The sequence below is a fragment of the Bacillus sp. BB081 genome (genome assembly GCF_008368895.1).
Taxonomy (GTDB): domain Bacteria; phylum Bacillota; class Bacilli; order Bacillales; family Bacillaceae_G; genus Bacillus_A; species Bacillus_A wiedmannii.
In genome coordinates this window covers 237038-259376 of sequence record NZ_QOZX01000016.1, presented here as the reverse complement: position 1 = coordinate 259376, position 22339 = coordinate 237038, and the positions used below count along the sequence as shown (strand labels likewise).

Annotated in this window: 28 protein-coding genes, 1 pseudogene and 1 riboswitch; of the genes and pseudogenes, 4 read left to right on the top strand and 25 right to left on the bottom strand. The window is 36.7% G+C overall.

Going from position 1 to position 22339, the window contains the following annotated elements; translation table 11 throughout:
- Nucleotides 1–28: 28 nt before the first annotated feature.
- From yunB to DN394_RS09270, 3 genes are all read right to left on the bottom strand, one after another.
- The gene (yunB, locus tag DN394_RS09280) at nt 29–760 is read right to left on the bottom strand and encodes a sporulation protein YunB (RefSeq protein WP_000021814.1); all 732 of its coding nucleotides are present in this window, start codon (nt 758–760) and stop codon (nt 29–31) included.
- Nucleotides 761–814: 54 nt separating this feature from the next.
- Nucleotides 815–1117 carry a YunC family protein gene (locus tag DN394_RS09275; RefSeq protein ID WP_000248463.1) on the bottom strand — a complete coding sequence of 101 codons (303 nt, stop codon included), beginning with the start codon at nt 1115–1117 and terminating at the stop codon, nt 815–817.
- Between the two features lie 65 nt (nt 1118–1182).
- Nucleotides 1183–2574 (bottom strand): bifunctional metallophosphatase/5'-nucleotidase, encoded by a 1392-nt coding sequence (locus DN394_RS09270; RefSeq protein ID WP_149293746.1) that lies wholly within the window; start codon nt 2572–2574, stop codon nt 1183–1185.
- A 589-nt stretch (nt 2575–3163) separates the two neighbouring features.
- Between DN394_RS09270 and DN394_RS09260 the strand changes: the two genes are divergently transcribed.
- Entirely contained in the window at nt 3164–3493 is a 330-nt protein-coding gene (locus tag DN394_RS09260; RefSeq protein ID WP_098092341.1) for a PadR family transcriptional regulator, read from the top strand.
- A complete protein-coding gene (locus DN394_RS09255; protein WP_098092343.1) occupies nt 3493–4239 on the top strand; it encodes a VanZ family protein in 747 nt (248 codons plus the stop codon). The genes DN394_RS09260 and DN394_RS09255 overlap by 1 nt, the downstream gene beginning before the upstream one ends.
- Nucleotides 4240–4654: 415 nt before the next feature.
- Here DN394_RS09255 and sufB read toward each other — a convergent pair whose 3' ends face one another.
- The 12 genes from sufB to DN394_RS09195 all read right to left on the bottom strand — a co-directional run bounded on the left by sufB (nt 4655) and on the right by DN394_RS09195 (nt 15037).
- Entirely contained in the window at nt 4655–6052 is a 1398-nt protein-coding gene (gene sufB / locus DN394_RS09250) for a Fe-S cluster assembly protein SufB (protein ID WP_001118829.1), read from the bottom strand.
- Between the two features lie 48 nt (nt 6053–6100).
- Nucleotides 6101–6532 carry a Fe-S cluster assembly sulfur transfer protein SufU gene (sufU, locus tag DN394_RS09245; RefSeq protein ID WP_000009525.1) on the bottom strand — a complete coding sequence of 144 codons (432 nt, stop codon included), beginning with the start codon at nt 6530–6532 and terminating at the stop codon, nt 6101–6103.
- On the bottom strand, nt 6522–7742 hold the full coding sequence (gene sufS / locus DN394_RS09240) for a cysteine desulfurase SufS (protein ID WP_001020769.1): 1221 nt from the start codon (nt 7740–7742) through the stop codon (nt 6522–6524). Before sufS ends, sufU begins: the two co-directional genes overlap by 11 nt.
- Entirely contained in the window at nt 7742–9034 is a 1293-nt protein-coding gene (gene sufD / locus DN394_RS09235) for a Fe-S cluster assembly protein SufD (RefSeq protein ID WP_000152177.1), read from the bottom strand. The genes sufS and sufD overlap by 1 nt, the downstream gene beginning before the upstream one ends.
- A gap of 15 nt (nt 9035–9049) precedes the next feature.
- A complete protein-coding gene (gene sufC, locus DN394_RS09230; RefSeq protein WP_000929162.1) occupies nt 9050–9835 on the bottom strand; it encodes a Fe-S cluster assembly ATPase SufC in 786 nt (261 codons plus the stop codon).
- Nucleotides 9836–10073: 238 nt separating this feature from the next.
- Nucleotides 10074–10880, bottom strand: coding sequence for a methionine ABC transporter substrate-binding lipoprotein MetQ (metQ, locus tag DN394_RS09225; protein WP_000722407.1), 807 nt, complete (start codon nt 10878–10880; stop codon nt 10074–10076).
- A gap of 71 nt (nt 10881–10951) precedes the next feature.
- Nucleotides 10952–11764, bottom strand: a complete 813-nt coding sequence (gene metQ, locus DN394_RS09220; RefSeq protein ID WP_000735094.1) for a methionine ABC transporter substrate-binding lipoprotein MetQ — start codon at nt 11762–11764, stop codon at nt 10952–10954.
- 23 nt (nt 11765–11787) lie between these two features.
- Complete coding sequence (locus tag DN394_RS09215) at nt 11788–12453, bottom strand: methionine ABC transporter permease (protein WP_000359547.1); 666 nt, start codon at nt 12451–12453, stop codon at nt 11788–11790.
- Nucleotides 12446–13471 carry a methionine ABC transporter ATP-binding protein gene (locus tag DN394_RS09210; protein ID WP_000601756.1) on the bottom strand — a complete coding sequence of 342 codons (1026 nt, stop codon included), beginning with the start codon at nt 13469–13471 and terminating at the stop codon, nt 12446–12448. Before DN394_RS09210 ends, DN394_RS09215 begins: the two co-directional genes overlap by 8 nt.
- Nucleotides 13472–13648: 177 nt before the next feature.
- Nucleotides 13649–13756, bottom strand: a riboswitch (SAM riboswitch).
- A 125-nt stretch (nt 13757–13881) separates the two neighbouring features.
- On the bottom strand, nt 13882–14226 hold the full coding sequence (locus tag DN394_RS09205) for a hypothetical protein (RefSeq protein WP_000781217.1): 345 nt from the start codon (nt 14224–14226) through the stop codon (nt 13882–13884).
- Between the two features lie 154 nt (nt 14227–14380).
- The gene (locus tag DN394_RS09200) at nt 14381–14689 is read right to left on the bottom strand and encodes a thioredoxin family protein (RefSeq protein ID WP_002008881.1); all 309 of its coding nucleotides are present in this window, start codon (nt 14687–14689) and stop codon (nt 14381–14383) included.
- 3 nt (nt 14690–14692) lie between these two features.
- On the bottom strand, nt 14693–15037 hold the full coding sequence (locus tag DN394_RS09195; RefSeq protein ID WP_000640866.1) for a toprim domain-containing protein: 345 nt from the start codon (nt 15035–15037) through the stop codon (nt 14693–14695).
- A 67-nt stretch (nt 15038–15104) separates the two neighbouring features.
- Between DN394_RS09195 and DN394_RS09190 the strand changes: the two genes are divergently transcribed.
- The gene (locus DN394_RS09190) at nt 15105–15341 is read left to right on the top strand and encodes a hypothetical protein (RefSeq protein WP_097917418.1); all 237 of its coding nucleotides are present in this window, start codon (nt 15105–15107) and stop codon (nt 15339–15341) included.
- 158 nt (nt 15342–15499) lie between these two features.
- On the opposite strand, the gene gcvH is transcribed toward DN394_RS09190, so the two are convergent.
- The 6 genes and pseudogenes from gcvH to DN394_RS09155 all read right to left on the bottom strand — a co-directional run bounded on the left by gcvH (nt 15500) and on the right by DN394_RS09155 (nt 18728).
- The gene (gene gcvH / locus DN394_RS09185) at nt 15500–15883 is read right to left on the bottom strand and encodes a glycine cleavage system protein GcvH (protein ID WP_000026896.1); all 384 of its coding nucleotides are present in this window, start codon (nt 15881–15883) and stop codon (nt 15500–15502) included.
- A 41-nt stretch (nt 15884–15924) separates the two neighbouring features.
- Nucleotides 15925–16290, bottom strand: coding sequence for an arsenate reductase family protein (locus tag DN394_RS09180; RefSeq protein WP_000218969.1), 366 nt, complete (start codon nt 16288–16290; stop codon nt 15925–15927).
- 746 nt (nt 16291–17036) lie between these two features.
- Nucleotides 17037–17423 carry a hypothetical protein gene (locus DN394_RS29360; RefSeq protein WP_170955594.1) on the bottom strand — a complete coding sequence of 129 codons (387 nt, stop codon included), beginning with the start codon at nt 17421–17423 and terminating at the stop codon, nt 17037–17039.
- 102 nt (nt 17424–17525) lie between these two features.
- On the bottom strand, nt 17526–17789 hold the full coding sequence (locus DN394_RS09170; protein ID WP_080345555.1) for a DUF3937 family protein: 264 nt from the start codon (nt 17787–17789) through the stop codon (nt 17526–17528).
- Nucleotides 17790–17888: 99 nt separating this feature from the next.
- A pseudogene (locus tag DN394_RS29775) lies at nt 17889–18014 on the bottom strand (quinol oxidase); the annotation flags it as partial.
- 186 nt (nt 18015–18200) lie between these two features.
- The gene (locus DN394_RS09155) at nt 18201–18728 is read right to left on the bottom strand and encodes a hypothetical protein (RefSeq protein WP_097917416.1); all 528 of its coding nucleotides are present in this window, start codon (nt 18726–18728) and stop codon (nt 18201–18203) included.
- Between the two features lie 143 nt (nt 18729–18871).
- On the opposite strand from DN394_RS09155, the gene DN394_RS09150 reads away from it, so the two are divergent.
- Nucleotides 18872–19519 (top strand): phosphatase PAP2 family protein, encoded by a 648-nt coding sequence (locus DN394_RS09150; protein WP_046960002.1) that lies wholly within the window; start codon nt 18872–18874, stop codon nt 19517–19519.
- A gap of 55 nt (nt 19520–19574) precedes the next feature.
- Here the strand turns inward: DN394_RS09150 and DN394_RS09145 are convergent, their stop codons facing one another.
- From DN394_RS09145 to DN394_RS09125, 4 genes are all read right to left on the bottom strand, one after another.
- A complete protein-coding gene (locus DN394_RS09145) occupies nt 19575–20588 on the bottom strand; it encodes a PTS sugar transporter subunit IIC (RefSeq protein ID WP_000666176.1) in 1014 nt (337 codons plus the stop codon).
- Between the two features lie 22 nt (nt 20589–20610).
- The gene (locus tag DN394_RS09140; RefSeq protein ID WP_240514102.1) at nt 20611–21561 is read right to left on the bottom strand and encodes an L-lactate dehydrogenase; all 951 of its coding nucleotides are present in this window, start codon (nt 21559–21561) and stop codon (nt 20611–20613) included.
- A gap of 245 nt (nt 21562–21806) precedes the next feature.
- Nucleotides 21807–22055 (bottom strand): spore coat protein, encoded by a 249-nt coding sequence (locus tag DN394_RS09130; RefSeq protein ID WP_001002985.1) that lies wholly within the window; start codon nt 22053–22055, stop codon nt 21807–21809.
- Nucleotides 22056–22068: 13 nt separating this feature from the next.
- Nucleotides 22069–22254: a hypothetical protein gene (locus DN394_RS09125; protein ID WP_001180555.1), complete on the bottom strand. Its 186-nt coding sequence runs from the start codon at nt 22252–22254 to the stop codon at nt 22069–22071.
- Nucleotides 22255–22339 lie beyond the last annotated feature (85 nt).

The following is a 22339-nucleotide window of genomic DNA, read 5'->3' as shown; positions in this document are numbered from 1 at the left end:
TATTGCTACGGTTATTTTTTTAATTCGGCTAACTATCCGTTTTCTTTTTATCAGGTACAACAACACTCCCACTTCCATAATAAGTAGGCACTTCCCCTTGAACAATACGCGTTGCAATCGGAACATCTTGTTTTACCTTTATTTCTTTCGTATGAAATGGAATAATCACTTGCAACGTGACTTCCATCTCCATAATAATTTGAATCGCTGTCGTATTGATCCCGTGCGGTTCAATTTTTTGTTTAATATCCGTATTCACATGACCAATCGTCGTAAAATCAATTGGAATATCGGGTCCTATATTTCCAAGAAGCGCATTATCCGTTACACGACCAAAAGGAACTGCCATCGTTGCTCCATTTTTTTCAGAAATACCTAGCCCCTTCAAATCACCTTGTTCTACTTGCTGTAAATATTTTTCTATGTATGTGGTCGTTGACGTTACGATTTCATTTACTTGCTTTGTATTTAAATTAATTGTGGATACTTTCCCGTTTTTATCATTTTGTACTTTCATTAATGAATCGACATCAAACCCTTCATTAATTCTATCTTTTACCGCCTTCGTCATAACCGCTGTCGCCATTTTATGCGTCTCTACTTCCCCATATTTAAGTAATGTCGGCTGAATGCTTTTATTCACAATCCATAATCCTTGCACGAGTAATATGACAAAAAGAATAAACGACATAAGCAGTATGTGCCGAAAGGTAATTGGTCCCCTTCGAAACCGCGAATTTTTCGAACGAAATATACTCATAAAAAAACCTCCTTCTTATATCATTTCTATGCAAGAAGGAGGGACGATATATGCTTATCTCATTTTTAATAATGCTTCTTTTCCGATTGTGCCTGCCGTAATACCTAATGCTTCGGCTTCAATCGTTACTGATTCTAGCGGCGCTTCAAGAAGTTGTTCAATCGTTCTTACACCAACCGCACGGCCAGCAATAATTCCTCGATCACCTAACTTCTCATTTAAAAGACCTACATCTAATGCACCGCACATAATATATCCTTTATCGCTCATTACAGCTAGCAAATTTGTCTTTGGAAGTTTGACGCTAACCGCAATAAACGTATAATTATCGATTATAATTGGCTCCACATTAACCATAGTTCACACTCCTCTCTTTCTTATCTTTATGACAAGAGAAAAATGAGTGTTACAAGTTAACTAGCCTATAGTTTGACGGAAGATGTATGAGTTATCAACACGTCTGTTAACACATCTCTGAGTAACTCTGGCATATAATATTGTTTGTCAGAAAGTGTGGATAGCTCTGGGTATAAGTATCCGAATGTAAACATATCAATCGTTCCTACCGTATATATACGATCTAATTCCAGCGATTCCCCGTTAATCAATACATCTTCCAGTAAAATTTTATTCCCAGGAATCATATCTGGAATGACTTCGACACCAGCGTAAATCATTTTCCCCATCACTTTTCCACGAAATCCGAATCCTTTTACCTCAAGGTTCTCCATATTCGGGCGACGTGCTTTCAAAATAACTTCTCTTAACGTTTTCCCCGGCACTTTTAATAAACATGGATTAATTGGATGTGGACAAATTCTGTGAATATCTCCGCGCGTCACAACACCTTCATTTAATCCCTCTAATAGCACACCAGCGTTCACCATTCCAATTTCTGCACCGCACCACGTTTTCAGCGCACTTGCTAACATGTGCGAAAATGATGTCTCCTGAAACCAATTGACCCGTAATGCTTCCTTTAAATGAACGACAGGCTCGGCCATAATCTGTTTACTTTCTTCCTGTAGCGCTTCAATTGTGGATAACGGTTTGCTATAAGCACCTAAACGTTCTGTCTTAATCGCTCTACCGTCCTTTTTCAACAGCTTCTTCGTCTCTTTATCCATAGTAAGCTGAACGTGCCCAACGTAACGTCCCCACTTTTCACAACAACAAAGTAAAGTATTATTCATAAGAATGCCACGCTCAAATAAATGGTGCGTATGTGCACCTAAAATAACATCTATATCATAATGCTCTGCCATATACTCATCCATGCTTTTTCCAAGATGAGAAAGGACAACCGTAATATGAGCCTCATCTCGCACTTCTTCTAAAATAGACTCTAAATGGATAAGTGGATCTTCAATATGCCAATCGAGCATATGATAAAACTCTGGATAAGCTACCGTTAACCCGATAAAGGCAATCGTAATCCCATCTGTCGTTGTATGTAATTTATAAGGCTTTGCCCACGCTGGACGTACCCCTTCTTTTTCAAATAAATTCGCAACGAGCACCTCAAATCCAGCATCATCATATAGACGATTCAAATGCTCCTTCGCTAACGTAATTCCTTCATTATTTCCGATCGTTACATAATCATATAACGCCTCATTCAAAAGCTTCGTATTGCCCAGTCCATTCGTCGCTTCCGAAATGCTATGAAAACGATCCACATGATCGCCGATATCAACCGTCAAAACGGTCTCTCCCGCTTCCTGTCTTCGCTTTTTCTCCCCTTGTACAAACCGAGAAATTTGCGGCCAATTTTCAAAATGACTATGTATATCGTTTGTATGATAAAGGTGGATGATTGTTTCTTTATTTATATTCAGAGAAAAAACCTCCTCTCAGTTCCTTACTGCCATTTACGCTACACGTACGCAATAATCCTGTAAATACTTTTCGTCTTTTCTTGCTATTTTACATTGTACTCGCATTGAGAGAAAAAGCAAAAGATTGTCCTTTTTGATAAGAAAACTTTTTCTAGTGTGTGGAAGGGCTTTAGATGATTGAACGAGGGATTTGGTTGGGGTTCGGGGGATTTGTCAAAAAGTTTAACAGAGAGTTCGGTAGGTGGGGCTTCAATTGGATTTTCCAATAGATTGCCAGTGGATTTGTCAGTATCTTTGCCTTACTTCCAGTCGTTCTCTTTTCCTACAACATATTGTGGGGTATATGAAGAATTTCTTTTGTCTTACTTTGTCGATAAGTCGATATCCCTTGTCGAATCGTCGATATATTGCAATAATCGCTGATATATTCCGAGTTATGGTCGATATATTTGAAAAATCGCTGATATATTTCAATGCATACTAGATGGGGTATCATCCGGCAAATACACCTTGTAACACGACATATGTCGTGTTACAATCTCATCATAAGGTGGTGAACCATAAAATGGATAAAGAGATATTAAAAGGAAGTATTGATATTTTACTTCTCTCCATCATTAAACAGCACGATACGTACGGATATGACATTATTCAAAAACTAAAAGGAAACAGCAATGATTTATACACGATGAGTCAAGGTACACTCTATCCAGCACTCAAACGTCTGGAACAAAAGGATTTAATCAATTCCTACTGGGGTGAATCTGAAACTGGTATGAAACGAAAATTTTATCGCATTACTACGAGCGGAAAGAAAATTTTAGAAGAAAAACTAACAGCGTGGGATTCAGTTACAGCTCTTATTAAAAGTTGTCAGAAAGGAGCTTTAAATTAATGACGATTGAAGAATACATAAAGAGTATCGTTCAAAAAACAAACCTATCGCAATCCGATAGAGACGAACTATACTTCGAAATTTACGATCATCTTACAAGTTTAAAACAAGAATTTCTCGATCAAGGAAAATCTGAAGAAGAAGCTACTACATTAGCCATTCAAAACTTCGGAGAAGCCTCTACTTTAGGAACTGAAATTGAAAAAGCGATGCAATCTTCTACGCAAAAATATGTACAGTGGATTGGCTGGGGATTATTTTTACCGTATTCATTTGTTTTATTATTTAAACTATTGCTAGAGAGGTCATCCGTTTACTTTTATGATTTGAAGTATTTATTTGAAACGGGAGACTGGCGCTTTATACATGGTGGATTAATAAACTTAATTCCTTTTAAAAGTACAATCAGCTATCTAAGTGGATTCGATCCTACACATTTACTAGATCCTTATAATATAGAAATCGTACTTATGAATACATTAGGGAACGTCATCATATTTATCCCATTCGGATTCCTTCTGCCGTTATTATTTAAACAAATAAACAATGTAAAAATAGCATCAAAAATTTTCATTAAGTTTATTTTATTAATTGAATCATTACAACTCCTTACTTTTACTGGTGTTTTCGATATTGATGACATCATATTGAATATGTTAGGTGCTTTAATTGGGTATGGTTCTTTCATTGGGATGAAACATATTTTGGAGCGTATTAAATCTGTGGATAAGGTGGATACGATATAGGTTCGGGGTATACAGCCTGTTCTTCCTGTCGTAATTTGTTGATAAGTCGATATATTTAGTTAAACACCGACTGGATAGCCCAGCCTGCCCTGAACTGACCTAAACTGAACCCAATCAAGCACAACATAAAAAAGCGCCCTGCATAGCAGGGCGCTTTCTTCATACATATATTATCCAGTTCCAGCGGCTAGAATGTTCGGTGGCTTCACTTCTTCCTATGAGGCAAAAAACGCCTCTACGTCAGAAGCTCCATCCCCCTCACATTCTGAACGAGCCACTTCCACTTTTAAATATTGTCCAGCTTCGCCTCCTAGACCCTCATGTCTAAGAACCTTCCGCACAAGAAGATAAACAACATCTTCTGTGCGAAAGAACCTTAGCCAACGGGTCTGAATAGTCGGCTCCGCATTTCTATTTAACCAATAGAACCTTCCATCTCAAACTTGATCAGGCGGTTCATTTCAACTGCGTATTCCATTGGAAGTTCGCGAGTGAATGGCTCGATGAAGCCCATTACGATCATTTCTGTAGCTTCTTGCTCAGAAATACCGCGGCTCATTAGGTAGAATAATTGTTCTTCTGATACTTTCGATACTTTCGCTTCGTGTTCAAGTGAAACGTAATCGTTTTTGATTTCGTTGTAAGGAATTGTATCAGATGTAGATTGGTTATCCATAATTAACGTGTCACACTCGATGTTAGAGCGAGAGTTTTTCGCTTTTGGTCCGAATTGTACGATACCACGGTAAGTTACTTTACCACCATGCTTCGCAATCGATTTAGAAACGATTGTTGAAGACGTGTTTGGTGCTAAGTGAATCATTTTTGCACCAGCATCTTGGTGTTGGCCTTTACCAGCAATCGCGATAGATAATGTTAAACCACGAGCGCCTTCGCCTTTTAAGATAACTGCTGGGTATTTCATCGTTAATTTTGATCCGATGTTACCGTCAATCCATTCCATCGTTGCGTTTTCTTCACAAACCGCACGTTTTGTAACTAGGTTGTATACGTTGTTCGCCCAGTTTTGGATTGTTGTATAACGGCAATATGCATCTTTCTTAATGATGATTTCTACTACCGCACTGTGAAGTGAGTTAGTCGTGTAAACAGGTGCTGTACAACCTTCTACGTAGTGTACGTGTGCGCCTTCGTCTACGATGATAAGCGTACGCTCGAATTGTCCCATATTTTCAGAGTTAATACGGAAGTACGCTTGAAGTGGTGTATCCACTTTAATACCTTTTGGAACGTAGATGAATGATCCACCAGACCAAACTGCAGAGTTTAATGCAGAGAATTTGTTGTCTGTTGGTGGGATTACTTTTCCGAAATGCTCACGGAAAATATCTTCGTTCTCTTTTAATGCGCTATCTGTATCTTTGAAGACGATTCCTAGAGCTTCTAGGTCTTCTTTCATGTTGTGGTATACAACTTCAGATTCGTACTGTGCAGATACACCAGCTAAATATTTTTGCTCCGCTTCAGGAATACCTAATTTATCAAATGTCGCTTTAATTTCCTCAGGTACTTCATCCCAAGACTTCTCAGATTTCTCAGATGGTTTTACGTAGTACGTAATTTCATCGAAATCTAAGTCGTTTAAGTCGCCGCCCCATTGTGGCATTGGCATTTCATAGAACTTATCCAGTGATTTTAAACGGAAGTCTAACATCCACTGTGGTTCTTCTTTCATACGTGAAATCTCTTCAACGATTTCTTTTGTTAAACCGCGTCCAGCACGGAAAATCGAAACGTCTTTGTCTTTGAAACCATATTTATAATCGCCGATATCTGGCAGTTGCTTCGCCATGTTGGTGTGTCCCTCCTTAGATAACCTCGTTTTTAGGAACCTTTAACATTACTTATCTTCGTTTAAGCCCTTTTCTAACGCTTTCCACGCTAATGTTGCACATTTAATACGTGCAGGGAACTTGCATACGCCTTGTAATGCTTCAATATCTCCTAAATCAATGCTGTCATCGTACTCTTTTCCTAGCATCATGTCAGAGAAAATTTTAGAAAGCTGAAGTGCCTCTTCAATTTTCTTACCTTTTACTGCTTGTGTCATCATCGAAGCTGAAGACATTGAGATAGAACACCCTTCTCCTTCAAACTTCGCCTCTTGTACAATACCTTCTTCTACTTTCATCGTAAGTTGAATACGATCGCCGCAAGTCGGATTGTTCAAGTTAACAGTAACACTATCTTCTAACACGCCATTGTTACGAGGATTCTTATAATGATCCATAATAACTTGACGGTATAACGTATCTAAATTATTAAATGACATTTGTGAAATACTCCTTTGTCTTGATTAGCGATTCAACAAATGTATCAATTTCTTCTTTTGTATTATATAAATAGAAGCTCGCACGTGCTGTTGAAGAAGCTTTCAGCCACTTCATAAGCGGTTGTGCACAGTGGTGTCCTGCGCGAACCGCAATGCCTTCTACATCTAATACAGTTGCTACATCATGAGGATGTACGTCTTCAATATTAAATGTAACAAGACCAGCGCGATGCTTTGGACCATAAATTGTAACGCCATCTACTTCTGATAGTCTTTCTAAAGCATATTGCGCTAATTCATGTTCATGCTTTTCAATATTATGAAGACCGATTTCTTCTAGGAAATCAATTGCCGCACCAAGTCCGATTGCATTACCGATAATCGGTGTACCTGCTTCAAACTTCCACGGAAGCTCTTTCCAAGTAGATTCTTGTAAATCTACGAAATCAATCATTTCACCGCCAAATTCAATTGGCTCCATATTGTTCAGCAATTCTTTTTTACCATATAATACGCCGATACCTGTAGGTCCGCACATCTTATGAGCAGATAATGCGTAGAAATCACAGTTTAAATCTTGTACATCCACTTTCATATGAGGTGTACTTTGTGCACCATCAACGACCATAATTGCACCGTTTTCATGTGCAATTGCTCCGATTTCTTTTACAGGGTTAATCGTTCCAAGTACGTTTGATACTTGCATAATAGAAACGATTTTTGTATTCGGTGTAACTGTTTGACGAACATCTTCTAAAGAAATTGTACCGTCTGGTTGAAGCGGAAGGTATTTTAAAGTTGCACCAGTTTTCTTCGCAACTTGTTGCCACGGAATGATGTTACTATGGTGCTCCATGTAAGAAATAACGATTTCATCGCCTTCTTTTACATTTTCAAGACCATAGCTAGCCGCTACTGTATTTAATGCAGTTGTCGTTCCGCGCGTGAAAATAATCTCTTCCATTGATTTCGCGTTAATAAACTTGCGAACTTTCTCTCGTGCACCTTCATACGCGTCGGTAGCTTTCGTACCGAGCGTATGAACACCGCGATGCACGTTAGAATTATATTCTTTATAGTAACGTTCTAACGTTTCAATGACTTGAATTGGTTTTTGAGAAGTTGCTGCACTATCGAAATATACAAGTTGTTTGCCGTTCACTTTTTGATCAAGAATTGGAAACTGTTTGCGTATTTCATGAATATTCATTAGCGAACTTTCCTTTCAATTACCTCAACAAGCTGTGCTTTTACTCCTTCAATTGGAAGCTCATTTACTACAGGTGCTAAGAATCCATGGATGACTAAACGTTCTGCTTCGCGTTTTGGAATACCACGGCTCATCAAGTAGTATAATTGGTACGGATCTACGCGGCCTACTGAAGCTGCGTGACCTGCCATTACATCATCTTCGTCGATTAAAAGAATTGGGTTTGCATCACCGCGAGCTTTTTCATCTAACATAAGAACGCGAGAAGATTGTTGTGCATTTGATTTAGATGCACCGTGTTCAATCTTACCAATTCCGTTAAAGATAGATGTTGCACTATCTTTTTGTACACCGTGTTTTAAAATCCAACCTTCAGAGTGTTTACCGAAGTGAACAACTTTAGTTGTAAAGTTTTGTGTTTGGTTACCACGGCCAATTGTTACTGTTTTCGTATCAGCATATGATCCGTCGCCCATTAAGTTCGTAACGTTCTCTGAAATTGTGTTTCCGTCATTCATAAGGCCTAGAGCCCAATCAATGCGGCCGTCGCGTCCAACAACACCGCGGCGGTTAACGTAAGTTGTTACATCTTTTGCTAATAGATCAACCGCACCGAATTTCACTTGTGCGCCTTGTTCCACGATTACTTCTGCTACGATATTTGCAATACCTTTAGCATTTTCATTTGCAACGTAGTTTTCTACATAAGTTGCAGTACTGTTCGCATCAGCTACGAATAATACGTGGTTATATACGTTAGCTTCTTCGCCGTCTACTAAGAATACAGCTTGAAGTGGAGTTTCAAGAACAACGTTTTTCGGAACATATACGAATGCACCGCCGTTGATTAATGCAGCATGAAGTGCAGTTAAACGATGCTCGTCTACCTTCACGCCGTCTTTCATTAAATACTTTTGTAATAGTTCAGCATGCTCTGTTGCAGCTGTTACGATGTCTGTAAAAATAACACCTTTTTCTTTTGCTTCGTCTGCTAAAGAAACGAATGCAGTTGTACCAGTACGTTGTACTAATACGCTGTTATTTTCATCGATTAAGTTTTTCACTGCTTCTGGAAGCTCTGTTAAAGAACTTACAGGCTCTTGCTTAGCAGCGTCGCCTTTTCCGATAAAGTCCCATTTTTCAATTTTCGTTTTATCAGGCGTTGGCATTGGAAGTTCAGTTGCTTGTGCAAGAGCTTGTAAGCGGAACTCAGTCAACCAAGCAGCTTCGTTTACTTCGCTTGCGCGCTGACGGATTGTTTCTTGATCGAAAGGTAATGTACCGATTGTCATGTTTATGCTCCTCTCTTACGCTTCTTGCTCTGCTGTTTCGTCTTCAATACCTAATTCTTTTTTAATCCAGTCGTAACCTTCAGCTTCTAGACGTTGTGCAAGCTCAGGGCCACCAGATTTAACGATACGACCGTTCATCATAACGTGAACGAAGTCTGGAGTGATGTAGTTTAATAAACGTTGGTAATGCGTAATCATTAGGCAACCGAACTCTTCGCCGCGCATTTGGTTAATACCTTTAGATACAACTTTTAATGCATCGATATCAAGACCTGAGTCGATTTCGTCTAAGATTGCGATTTTTGGCTCAATCATCATTAATTGAAGAATTTCGTTACGTTTTTTCTCTCCACCAGAGAAACCTTCGTTTAAGTAACGTTGTGCCATTTCTGGATCCATTTCTAGGAATTCCATGTTTTTATCTAAAGTACGGATAAATTTCATAAGAGAAATTTCATCGCCTTCTTCACGACGTGCGTTAATTGCAGAACGTAAGAAGTCAGCGTTTGTTACTCCGCTAATTTCACTTGGATATTGCATTGCTAGGAATAGACCTGCTTGTGCACGCTCGTCTACTTCCATTTCTAATACATCTTCACCGTCGATGATGATGCTACCTTCTGTTACTTCATATTTTGGGTGACCCATAATTGCAGAAGATAAAGTTGATTTACCTGTTCCGTTAGGTCCCATAATTGCGTGGATTTCTCCACCTTTTACTTCAAGGTTTACACCTTTTAAAATTTCTTTGCCGTCAATTGATACGTGTAAGTCTTTAACCGTTAATGTAGAACCAGCCATCTCAATACCTCCATTAATCCTCTATATACATTTTAAAAATTCCTAAAACGTTCATATTCTCATTTTATTCTCATTCTAATTTTATATCAAATAAAATGATATCGCAAACGACGAAAAAAAGTAACAATTTTTTCACAAATGTATATAAGTATTTCCCTTGCATCCTTCTATGATACACCTTTCTTCTTATTTATATAAAGAAAAAAGGACTGGAAAATTTCCAATCCTTCCCTTACACTTATTCACTTACTGGAAGTACAGCACCTTTATATTCTTTAGTAATAAAATCTTGAATTTCTTTTGAATGCAGTACTTCTACTAATTCTTTAATTTCTTTTTTCTTCTCGTCACCTTTGCGAACTGCAATAATATTTGCGTACGGAGAATCTGATCCTTCAATCGCAATTGCATCCTTTGTTGGATTTAATTTCGCATCAATTGCGTAGTTTGAATTAATGAATAAAGCATCACCTTCATTATTTTCATACAGCTTTGGTGACAATCCAGGCTCTACATCTGTTTTAAACTTTAAGTTTTTCGGATTTTCTACAACATCTTTTACTGTTGCTTTAACAACATCTACACCGTCTTTTAATTTAATAACGCCGCCTTTTTGTAACAATGCGAGCATACGGCCACGCTCCGCTACGTTATTGCTCATAATAACTGTTCCGCCATCTGGCAATTCTTTTAAACTTTTATATTTCTTAGAATAAATGCCCATTGGCTCTAAATGGATTTTTCCTGCGTTTACAATTTTATATCCCTTTTCTTGAATTTCTTTATCTAAGTAAGGAATGTGTTGGAAGTAGTTCGCATCAATTTCCTTATCCGCTAACGCTTTATTCGGCAAAACATAATCCTGGAACTTTTTAATCTCTAATTTAATGCCCTTTTTCTCTAGTATCGGCTGTGCCTTTTCTAAAATAACAGCATGCGGCACGTTAGAAGCTCCAACAACAAGCTTATTCTCTTCTTTCCCTCCGCAAGCAGCTAATGTAAATACAGACAGCGCTGTAACAACTGACAATAGAATCTTTTTCATATGATGTCCCCTTCTCCCCTATAGTTATGTAGTTATAAAAAAGGCTGGCATACACCAGCTCTTTTCAGCAATTATTCTTTTACAGGAACAACCGCTCCTTTATATTCTTTATTAATAAAGTCTTCAATTTCTTTAGAATGCAATACTTCTACAAGCTCTTTAATCCCTTTTTTATCTTTATCACCTTTACGAACCACTAATACGTTTGCGTATGGAGAATCATCACCTTCAATTGCAATTGCATCTTTTTCTGGATTTAATTTCGCATCAATTGCATAGTTCGAGTTAATTAAAACAGCGTCGCCTTCTTTATTGTTATACACTTGTGGTAACAAACCAGGCTCGATATCCGTTTTGAACTTTAAGTTTTTCGGATTATCTACAATATCTTTTGGAGTTGCACTAACTGGATCTACTCCGTCTTTAATTTTTAAAATGCCTTCTTTTTGTAAAATTGCTAAACCACGTCCATGGTCAGTAACGGAATTACTCATAATAATTGTCGCCCCGTCTGGAAGTTCTTTTAAGCTCTTATATTTTTGAGAATATACACCAATTGGTTCCAAGTGAATTTTCCCTGCTATTTCAAAATCATATTTTTTATCTTTCATTTCTTTTTCTAAATACGGAATGTGCTGGAAGTAGTTTGCATCTAAATCCTTATCCGCTAACGATTTGTTTGGCAACACGTAATCTTGGAACTTTTTCACTTCTAATTCAATTCCTTTTTTCTCAAGTAACGGTTTTGCCTTTTCTAAAATTTCAGCGTGCGGTACGTTAGAAGCGCCAACAACAAGTTTCTTTTCATCTTTATCTTTCCCGCCACAAGCAGCTAACCCAAAAATTGAAGTTGAAATAAGTGCTGTAAGTAATAATTTTTTCATTTGAAACATCCTCCCATTTTTTATTATCGTTTATCTATTCGAGTCGTTACACGATCACCAATCCACTGAATGAAAAATACAACTAGTAATACACAAATTGTCGCAACGATTGTTACATCGTTATTTCCTCGCTGGAATCCTTCTAAATAAGCAAGTGTTCCAAGGCCACCAGCACCAACAACTCCCGCCATTGCTGTATAGCCTACTAAAGCAATTGTCGTAACCGTAATACCAGATACTAATGCTGGTAACGATTCTGGAATTAACACTTTCAAAATAATTGTGCTTGTTTTTGCTCCCATTGCTTTTGAAGCTTCAATTACACCTTTATCAATTTCGCGAAGTGCAATTTCAACCATTCTCGCGTAAAACGGTGCCGCTCCAATAATTAAAGCTGGCAGTGCTGCACTCGCTCCAAGAATTGTTCCAAGCAGAATCTTTGTGAATGGGATTAATAAAATGATTAAAATGATGAACGGTATCGAGCGGAAAATGTTTACGAACGCTCCAATCGCCGTGTTAACCGATTTGTTTTCCCATAAATTATCTTTCGCTGTCATAAAGAGTAACAATCCTAAAATTAGTCCTAAAACAAATGTGGCAAGAGCTGCGATTGCCGTCATATATAACGTTTCACCAGTTGCTTCTAACATTTGATTCCAATCAATATTTGTGAGTAACTTATCCATGTGCAATCACCTCCAGCTCTACTTGATCTTGATGTATTCCCTCTATTGCTTGCTGAATCGCTGTTTCCTCACCATTTAAATGAACAACTAAACTACCGTAAGAGCCGTTATTTGTTTGGGCGATGTTTCCTTGCAAAATGCTAACTTCTATATCACTGCGTTGCATTAATCTTTGAAGTACTGGTCTTTCTACAGCTTCACCGATAAACTGCAAACGAACTACTTTACCATCTGGATACTTTTCAATTAAACTTTCAATCGTTTCATTTGTATCTTCAGAATCCGTTAACTGCTGTACAAATCGCTTTGTAATGTCTTTCTGCGGATTGCGGAATACATCAAGTACTGGACCCGTTTCTACAATCTTCCCTTTCTCCATTACCGCCACTCGATTACAAATCTTTCGAATCACGTGCATCTCGTGTGTAATGAGTACAATTGTTAAACCGAGACGCTTATTAATATCTAATAATAAATCTAAAATTTGATCTGTCGTTTCTGGATCAAGAGCTGATGTCGCTTCATCACATAAAAGCACTTGTGGATTGTTAGCTAATGCTCTTGCAATCCCAACGCGTTGCTTTTGTCCTCCGCTCAGCTGAGATGGATACGCGTCTCCTCTTCCTTCTAATCCAACAAGATGAATTAACTCATCCACTCGTTTTCTTCTCTTCGCCTTATCAACACCTGCAATTTCAAGTGGGAACTCGATATTTTCGCGTACAGTTCGTGACCAAAGTAAGTTGAAGTGCTGAAAAATCATTCCGATTTCTTGCCTTGCCTTACGAAGTTCACTCCCTGTAATTGCTGAAATCACTCGATTTGCAATTGTAATTTGGCCAGAAGTTGGTTTCTCTAACTGATTGAATAATCTGATTAAAGAACTTTTCCCAGCGCCACTATATCCGATAACACCAAATATTTCACCTTTGTCTATTTTTAAATTGGCATTATCTACAGCAGTGACATCACCGCTTTTTGCTTTATATATTTTCTTTACATTTTCTAACAAGATCATGATGTTCACCCCTTTTTGTTTTGATCGACTCCGCAATTTTTTATTTTTGATGCGTGTAGTCCACCGTTATCATTACTTTTATTATTTGAATGTCCTCCACATTCAAACAACAAAAAAACCTTTCCGCTTTAGAGAAGCAGAAAGGTTTATATGCGTATATAACAACATTATCCCTCTCTCTCATCTCTCAAAGCATTTGCTTTGCAGGAATTGGCACCATTTCAACATAAGTTGACGGTTGCCGGGCTTCACAGGGCACAGTCCCTCCACCTCTCTTGATAAGAGAAATCAGATTACATTTTCGTCTGATTTGTAATTTATGAAATTGTCTATATTTTATGAATTGAATTGTATCAATATCCACACATCATGTCAACAGAAATTTTCTTAAAAAATGAAACTTCAGAATTTTAAGCGCCTACTGACATTGGTTTACATATATGAAACATCGATTCAACTAATAGCATCGTTCGATACGTTCCCGAATATTGTACACGTCCATCGTTCATTAACATTTGCAATCGTACATTGCCGTTCACCAATTGTTTTACATCTTCCTCATCTACACAAACGATTTGCTCCGTTCCTCTTTCCTCATGTAACAGCTCTATATAATCTCTTGAAATTTGTAACGAACAACTTTCATCTCCAAAGCGGAAATTAACAGTTTTTTCTCCTTGTCTTAAAAGCGGCTCTAAATGATATTGACCATTAGCGTAATTTACAAATGATTGCAGCAAAGAATATAATTTCACCCTAAATCACATCCTTCATATCACTTTCTATTACACATACCATTCCCTCTCACTAAAGAGCAATCCTGTTACTTTCGCTCGACAAATACTGTAACCACCCTGTATCTCGACATATTTCCCGAGAAATATGTCGAGGCGGCAAAAACTTTGCCGCCTACTTTAATTCCGTATATAAATATTCAACCGAATGAAATGCATATATCTTCTTCATGAGTGTCCCATTTTCAAAAACAAGTAAACACGGTACACTTTCGATTCCATACTCTTTCGCTAAATGCGGAGCATAATTTAAATCTAACATTCCAATTTTCAAGTCTTCAATTGTCATCTCAACGACTGTTAACATCTTTTTTGCTAATTGGCATGTTCCACACATTGGAGTATATACATATAACACTGTTTTTTCTTCGTTCTCTATTAGGGCTGTAGCTTCGGCTCCTGTCCAATCAATCACTTCTATCATTCCTTACCGTAAATATTCTGTATAAACGTCAATGTCAGCTCCCCATAATACATTTGCTAAGTGTGAAGATGGCGCAGTTGCCACTTCTCGGTACGAGCGATCAATATAAATATGCTCTGCTTGCGGAAATTCTTTTCGAAATTGCTTCCTTAACTTTTCTCCAGCATCATCAGCATCCACTAGTACATACACTTCCTTATCAAAAAACTGATCAATGAGCTCATCCATTTTCGATAAACCAATTGTACCATTTGTACAAACAATTTCCACCGGTTCACGAATAATAGATTCAATCTTTCTTCTATCTGATTTACCTTCTACAATAATGACTTTTTCCACATAAATCATATGTCATCACCCGATCACCATATACTATACAACCTTTAACTTAGTATATAGTATATTCGTTATTTTCATGTTGTTTCCTGTTTATTTTTGCAAAAGAAAAGCAGAAGCGGCTTGCTTAGAACAAGAGGGCATTGGAACTCCTGAACTAAAGGCGCTTTTTGCCTTGCAGGAAGCAGCGAAGCCACCGAGCAATCTAGCCGCTGGAGCTGGACAAAGAAAAGCGCAAGCGGCTCGTTCAGAACAAGAGGGCATTGGAACTCTTGAACTAGAGGCGCTTTTTGCCTCAAGTGAAAGAGTGAAATGACCGACTGTTCTAGCCGCTGGAGCTGGACAATAAAAACTTAAATGAAAGTTTTTTCAAAAAACGTTCTCCTACACGATAATTAGTATATGATTCTACATTCATTATTTTACACAAAATAAAAAAGGACAGCACAAAGGCTGTCCTTCAGTCGACTATAATTAGTCTTGGTTTGTCATTTCTGCATATTTTTCTGCAGTTAATAACTTCTCAACTTGGCTTGCATCAGAAAGTTCAACTTTAACCATCCATGCACCCTCGTATGGAGATTCGTTAACAAGTTCTGGTTGGTCACTTAATTCTTCGTTTACTGCTACAACTTTACCACTTACAGGTGCGTATAACTCAGAAACTGTTTTAACAGATTCTACGCTTCCGAATGGCTCGTCAGCTTCGATTGTTGCACCTACTTCAGGAAGTTCAACGAATACGATATCGCCTAACTCACCTTGTGCAAAGTGAGTAATACCGATAACAACTTCATTACCTTCAGTTTTTACCCATTCGTGTTCTTCAGAGTAACGTAAATTATTTGGAATGCTCATGACTGTACCTCCAGTGAATGTATTAATTATGTAAAAATACCTTATTGGTACTTTTTCCACACACTTTCAAACTGCTCTTCGTTAAAACCAAGTGTTACATTCGTTCCATTTGTTACGATTGGACGTTTAATCAACATGCCATCAGATGCTAAAAGTTCGTACATTTCGTCTTCACTTGCATCCTTTAACTTATCTTTCAGACCAAGTTCGCGGTAACGCATTCCACTTGTATTAAAGAATTTTTTTAATGGTAATTCACTTTTTTCATGTAAATTACGTAAATCTTCTTTTGACGGTGGATTTTCAACAATATGAATCATCTCATATGCTACATCGTTTGCCTCAAACCATTTCTTTGCTTTTTGACATGTGCCACACTTTGGATATGAATAAAATGTTACTGTCATAAATTCACCTACTTTTTTACTAACCTTTACCTTTATCATATAGAAAACGTTTTATTATTTCAAACGATTATTCGCTAAACTTTTACTTATTTCGTGATAAATTTTAATAATCCTGCGAATTTTCCTTATTTTCCCGCCATTTGTTAAGAAAAAAATAAATATATAATTTTTTTAGATTTTTCTCTCATTCTGTACCGAACGTATATATTAAACAAGCGTTTGATTAATTTCTTATTTTTCGTTGTTAACCTTTGAACTGCATTGATCCTTTCTTACCGAACATACATCTTAAACAAACGTTTGATTAATTTCCTATTTCCCTTTGTTCACCCTTGAGCTGCATCGATTTCTTCCTACCGAACATACATCTTAAACAAACGTTTATTTAACCATTTCAGCCTATAGTAACAAAACCTGGAAACAATCTAAATGACAAAAGCTTACAGATAAAAGGAACTAACGATTTTGACCGTAGTAGTGAGCCCGCAAGAAAGTTATTAAACCTATCATCAATAAAGCCAAAGTAACTGCTCCTGAGAATATGAAATTCAAATTACTGACTGAAATATAAAAAGAAGTACCCTTGATTAGAGACAGAGGTACTTCTTTTTTTATCATGAATCTAAAGGTAAACGTATCCTTTATTAAAGTAGAAATGTATACTTTTCTACTTTTTCGTAGTTTATTCAAAATCTTTGCGGAACCGCCACTAGCTCATTTACATAATTATCGTTAGGTGAAGTTAATTATATTTTTCTACGTACTAAATAAAAAGCTAAGGAACCCATAATAATAGGTGCAACTAAACTAGAAGAATATGCACTAGTAATAGTAAAAAGAGAGAGTATAAATATATAGATAAGAGCTAGTCCAATAAATACAGGAATTCCAAATCGAAACTTCCTACATTGTTTTATGTTCCTGTATAACATTTCTCCAATTAGGCAAGCTATAAGATCTAATATGCTACCAAATATAATGAGAATTACCATGAATCCTAATATGTTAGGTAAATCATTCTCGTAAGAATAACTAGGATCAGAAATATACGGTATTAAGAACCATATGATAATAAAAGTAAGCAGGCTTGCAGCATAACTAATTAAAAATTTCCCCAACGTAATCATCCTCATAATTTTCTAATATTATCTTCATTGTATGACATAATGTCCTATTATTAATAGCAAGACTACCATCCACGAAATTGCTAATTGCATGAAATAAAAAAGACGCATTTAAATTGATGCGTCTTTTGGCGATGTTTCTTTTGTGAAATCATATAAAGCAATCGCGCCTAAAATAACCAATATACCTTCAGGAGCATCCAATAATACAGTTCTCCAAGTTTCTGATATTACCCATTTAATACCTGCTGCTGATTCAAGATATACTTGAAAATAACCAATTGTAAAATCAATTCCCCATAAACATACAAGTAATGTTAGACCAAACCGAATTAATTTCTTGTTTTTAAACATGTAACACCTCTCAAAATTCATTGGATATTTCTGTTTTCAGTTCTTTATATACAAAAATCCCTATATTTAATTTTAACATACAAAATATCCAAATAAATACAATATGCACATTTGCATATTTCATGAATATTTAGGAATTACTGTTAATAAAAAATCCCTACTAGTGTAGGAGAAAATAGCTTTAGCAATCCCAACAAGTAATCGCATAAATAACGAAATCATTTGAACCACTATATAACCGATTCCTGGATGCACCTCATTAAAACTTTATAATAAAATCCGCAATAGCTGATATAAAATTATAAATCGGTATCATTACATCTGCGAATGCATCTCGCATACGTTGTAAAGCTTGCGTGAGCTTCTCAATCACATTGTTATATACTTATACTTCTACAAAAAAATAAGAAGCCTCTTATACAGGCTCCTTCATCATCTATTCAAATAATCTGCGATGGTTTGAAATACGACAATATACATATTATGAATACTTTCTTCTGTATTTCCGCCATTAGATAAACCAACTGCCCATTGTTGTCCTTCACCACTTCCGATATTTGCAAACCCTTGCGTATACATAGCATTTACATCTTTTCGGGCACTGTTATACTCTATCCCTTTTGTAATAAAAATCGAATATGATTTATCTTGTAAACCGATAAAAAACACTGGTTTCTTTAGCGATGAAAATACATTTTTATATTGCTCTGTTGAGGCTTCTTGAAAGTGATCTTTCATTATTAAAAAACCATCCACTTCCTTAGATTTCTTTTCCAGTTCCTCTAACTTCATTTCCTCAAACTTTATATTCCTAAACGTATCTTTCGGTTTTTCTCCAATGACTCCAATTACGAGTGCTCTTCCGTTATATTCTAATTTCTCTCCTTCTTTATCCTTTGCACACCCAGCACCGACTAGGCATATCAATATAAAAAATAAGAAATACGATAAACGCTTCATTTAGCACCCTCCCCTTCTTTTCAGTCAAGTGACAAAAACGTAAGGTTCATTCAAGAAAATGTAAGCAAAATCAATAGCTCAAATGACGTTTCTATATTATAATCAATTGAATTTACTTACATTACTAAACATAGGAGATTATCATGAAGAAATTTAAACTTTCATCTTTTCTTCCGTTAAGTTATATACTTCTACTCGTACTCGTAAGTCCCCTTTACGATGTATTAAATAAATCGGCTGTTCACGCAGTAGATGTCACAACTGTAGTAGATAATTGGATTCCATTTGTGAAAGCATTTATTATTCCTTATTTACTTTGGTTTCCTTACTTATACGGCGCACTTATTTATTACTGCTTTGCAGATCGAAAGCAATATTATGCCACTTTAAGTAGTGTTATTCTTGGAAAACTTGCTTGTTTTTCTATTTATTATTTTTGGCAGACAACTGTACCACGTCCAACAGTCGTTGGAACAGACGTATTTTCCGAACTAGTCCGCTATATTTATAGTATCGATCAACCGGTAAACTGTTTCCCAAGCATTCACGTTCTTACTACATTTGTCATTATGCTAGCTGCCTTTAAACGTAGAGAACAACATGCTTTTGAATATTACATCCTTACATTCTTCGGTACACTTATTATTTTATCAACGCTATTTACGAAGCAACATGCATTTGTAGACGCCATTTCTGGAATGACGCTTGCAAGCATACTTTACTTCGGCGTTCAGTTGTTATTAGCAAAAGAAACTGTACGTGTTCCAGTAAAACAAAATCAAAAAATGTAAAAAGCAGACTGTGGCTTCCAGTCTGCTTTTCTATATATAAAAGGAGATTTTCAATTTAAGATTGCGGTACAGTCATATCACCAGAGTGAATACGCCCTGCTTTTTTAAGGGCAATGTAAAGTATATAAGAAACAGCTACCGGAATGATAATGTAAGTGATCACCATCGCTGGGACAACTTCCCATCCTTCGCTAGAAATTAAATTAATTGGTGCGATAAGAGAACTTAATCCAAGACCTGCAATTTCTTTTCCTGCTTCTAGTTGGAAAATTAATGCGGATACTGGACCAACTATAGCACTGGCGACGACAGTTGGGACGAGAATCATTGGATTTTTAGTGATATTTGGCAACTGTACTTTCGGAGTACAAAGCGCTTGAGCTAATATGCCGCCTAAATTATTTTCTTTCGCTGAGATTACAGAGAATCCGATAAACTGAGCAACGCAGCCTGCAAGAGCAGCACCACCTGCAACACCGTCTAAGCTAAGTGCGATCGCTAACGCAGCTGATGAAGCTGGAGAGATAAGTAATAGTCCCCAAACGACTGCAATAACGATAGAAGCGATAAACGGGCTACCAGCTGAGCTATCTTTAATAAACGCTCCAACTGTATTTAACACAGGAGTAATATTATGAGACAACCAAATACCAACTAAACCAGAACCTAATATTGCCGCAAATGGAACGAGCATCATATCTAACGCAGTTTTTCCACTTAAACGTTTACCAATATATACAGCTAAAGTCGCTGTTAATAATGCACCGATTGGCTCACCTGTTTTAATAATTAGACCTGCTTCAGTAATTGAAATGGATCCGGCACCAATCGCTCCAGCTACCATAGCCGAGAAGATTACAAGACCATTTGCACCGAGCATAAAGGCAATTCCGGCACCAATGGCTGGTGCCATAAGTGATTTTGCAACAACTCCGATTGTAATCAGCAATGGAATATCAACAATTCTTCCTATATTTTCGATTAGTAAACCAATTCCAAGGGATACGAAAATACCTTGTGCGATTCCAGCTGATGCTTTAAATACACGAGACATTATATATTCCTTCATTTGTTTCACCTTCTCCTATAAGTTAGTAACCAATTGTTTTCATATAATCACGTAAAATATCGTTTGATTTTGCGAATCGAGATTCTTCATCCTCTGTTAAGTTTAGTTCTACAACTTCTTTCATACCATCTCTAGTAATAATAGCTGGCACTCCTGTACAAATATCATATTCACCGTACTCCCCATCTAAAATGGCTGATACAGCAATTACACGGTGATCATCGTTAAAGATTGAACTCGCAATATACGCTAAAGAGTTTCCGATTCCGTAATAAGTAGTACCTTTTCGTTTATAAATTTCCCATCCAGCTTTTGCAGTCTTCTCAACAATTTCATCTAAGTCTATTTCACCAAATTGGTCTTTTTTCTCTTCTAAAATTTGCAGAATTGGCTTTCCACCAACAGTTACATGTGACCAAGCAACCATTTGAGAATCACCATGTTCTCCTAAAGAATACCCATGAATACTACGAGGATCTACATGTAACATTTCAGATAAAATTGTTCTTAAGCGAGAAGAATCTAGTGATGTACCAGTACCGATCACACGATTTCTAGGTAATCCAGATAATTTCCACACTTCATATGTAATAATATCAACTGGGTTCGATGCAATTAAGAAAATACCATCAAATCCACTTTCCATTACGCCACCAACAACGCTTTCCATAATCTTTGCACTCGCTCCTAAAGTGTCTAAGCGACTTTGTCCAGGTTTTGGTGCTGGTCCTGCTGTAATAATAACGATGTCCATATCTTTGCAGTCTTCATAGCTTCCTGCATATACTTTTGTTCTTGTATTTGTAAAGTTAATGCAGTGTGATAAATCCATTGCTTCCCCAACTGCACGTTCATGATTTATATCAATTAATAATAGTTCTTCGCAAATGCCTTGATTTACAATGGAATATGCACAACTTGATCCAACTAATCCAGTACCGATAATTGCAATTTTTCTTGTATTTCGTTTCATGGCAATCTCTCCTAATTGATCATATAATCTATCTCTTTTGTTCTTTACACCCCTAATTATATAGATTCCCACGATAGAAACCATGGATACTTTGTGAAATATTGAGCAAACTTTTGTCCTTTTTGTGAATTGTTATATTCCATTTTCGTCATATTTGTTACAACTGAAAAAATATTTATTATATATTTATTGACATGCCAAAAATAAAAAAACGAGCGACTTCATTCGCTCGTTTTTTTATCCCATTATTCCGCACTTAATTGACCTTTTAACTGCTGTACAATCATTGGGTTAGCAGGTGCAGCTGGCTTATAATAGCTCTTTTGCTTTGCGTACTCATACATATTACGTTGACGCATCTCATCTTGATTACGAATTTGGATTAACGTTTGATGTAACTGTTCATTATCAGACTGAGCAATATAATTTGCATAACTTGTTAAACTTGCATTTAATCCTGCTAAATAATCATTTACCATATCTTTTTCATTCATTTTCCGCTTCCTCCTATCCTAGGAAAGTCATTAATTGCTGTTTCGTATTTCGTGCATCTTGCGCATCCTTTTGTAACATTTGTTTCAGTTGTGGATCTGTACACGTCTGTGCATACTGCTCCAACTTGTTAATAATTGTTGCATGTCCACCAATTAAATGGCGTAAGTTTTCTACTTCAAGCTCTGTTAAATTTTGCATAGAATACTCCTACCTTTCTTTATTCGTTCACTGTTAGTATTTAGCTATTTTTTGATTGTATACATAAATTAACTTTTTCACGTGC

Coding starts and splice junctions, on each gene's coding strand:
- DN394_RS09180 (WP_000218969.1), bottom strand. CDS start 16,290: ATGACAGTAACATTTTATTCATATCCAAAGTGTGGCACATGTCAAAAA.
- DN394_RS09260 (WP_098092341.1), top strand. CDS start 3,164: ATGGATAAAGAGATATTAAAAGGAAGTATTGATATTTTACTTCTCTCC.
- DN394_RS09215 (WP_000359547.1), bottom strand. CDS start 12,453: ATGGATAAGTTACTCACAAATATTGATTGGAATCAAATGTTAGAAGCA.
- DN394_RS09255 (WP_098092343.1), top strand. CDS start 3,493: ATGACGATTGAAGAATACATAAAGAGTATCGTTCAAAAAACAAACCTA.
- DN394_RS09130 (WP_001002985.1), bottom strand. CDS start 22,055: ATGAATGAAAAAGATATGGTAAATGATTATTTAGCAGGATTAAATGCA.
- DN394_RS09210 (WP_000601756.1), bottom strand. CDS start 13,471: ATGATCTTGTTAGAAAATGTAAAGAAAATATATAAAGCAAAAAGCGGT.
- sufC (WP_000929162.1), bottom strand. CDS start 9,835: ATGGCTGGTTCTACATTAACGGTTAAAGACTTACACGTATCAATTGAC.
- DN394_RS09140 (WP_240514102.1), bottom strand. CDS start 21,561: ATGAAACGAAATACAAGAAAAATTGCAATTATCGGTACTGGATTAGTT.
- DN394_RS09150 (WP_046960002.1), top strand. CDS start 18,872: ATGAAGAAATTTAAACTTTCATCTTTTCTTCCGTTAAGTTATATACTT.
- DN394_RS29360 (WP_170955594.1), bottom strand. CDS start 17,423: ATGAGGATGATTACGTTGGGGAAATTTTTAATTAGTTATGCTGCAAGC.
- sufD (WP_000152177.1), bottom strand. CDS start 9,034: ATGACAATCGGTACATTACCTTTCGATCAAGAAACAATCCGTCAGCGC.
- yunB (WP_000021814.1), bottom strand. CDS start 760: ATGAGTATATTTCGTTCGAAAAATTCGCGGTTTCGAAGGGGACCAATT.
- metQ (WP_000722407.1), bottom strand. CDS start 10,880: ATGAAAAAGATTCTATTGTCAGTTGTTACAGCGCTGTCTGTATTTACA.
- DN394_RS09200 (WP_002008881.1), bottom strand. CDS start 14,689: ATGATAGAAGTGATTGATTGGACAGGAGCCGAAGCTACAGCCCTAATA.
- metQ (WP_000735094.1), bottom strand. CDS start 11,764: ATGAAAAAATTATTACTTACAGCACTTATTTCAACTTCAATTTTTGGG.
- DN394_RS09190 (WP_097917418.1), top strand. CDS start 15,105: ATGTTGTTTCCTGTTTATTTTTGCAAAAGAAAAGCAGAAGCGGCTTGC.
- gcvH (WP_000026896.1), bottom strand. CDS start 15,883: ATGAGCATTCCAAATAATTTACGTTACTCTGAAGAACACGAATGGGTA.
- DN394_RS09155 (WP_097917416.1), bottom strand. CDS start 18,728: ATGAAGCGTTTATCGTATTTCTTATTTTTTATATTGATATGCCTAGTC.
- sufU (WP_000009525.1), bottom strand. CDS start 6,532: ATGTCATTTAATAATTTAGATACGTTATACCGTCAAGTTATTATGGAT.
- DN394_RS09125 (WP_001180555.1), bottom strand. CDS start 22,254: ATGCAAAATTTAACAGAGCTTGAAGTAGAAAACTTACGCCATTTAATT.
- sufS (WP_001020769.1), bottom strand. CDS start 7,742: ATGAATATTCATGAAATACGCAAACAGTTTCCAATTCTTGATCAAAAA.
- DN394_RS09170 (WP_080345555.1), bottom strand. CDS start 17,789: ATGAATTTTGAGAGGTGTTACATGTTTAAAAACAAGAAATTAATTCGG.
- sufB (WP_001118829.1), bottom strand. CDS start 6,052: ATGGCGAAGCAACTGCCAGATATCGGCGATTATAAATATGGTTTCAAA.
- DN394_RS09145 (WP_000666176.1), bottom strand. CDS start 20,588: ATGAAGGAATATATAATGTCTCGTGTATTTAAAGCATCAGCTGGAATC.
- DN394_RS09195 (WP_000640866.1), bottom strand. CDS start 15,037: ATGATTTATGTGGAAAAAGTCATTATTGTAGAAGGTAAATCAGATAGA.
- DN394_RS09275 (WP_000248463.1), bottom strand. CDS start 1,117: ATGGTTAATGTGGAGCCAATTATAATCGATAATTATACGTTTATTGCG.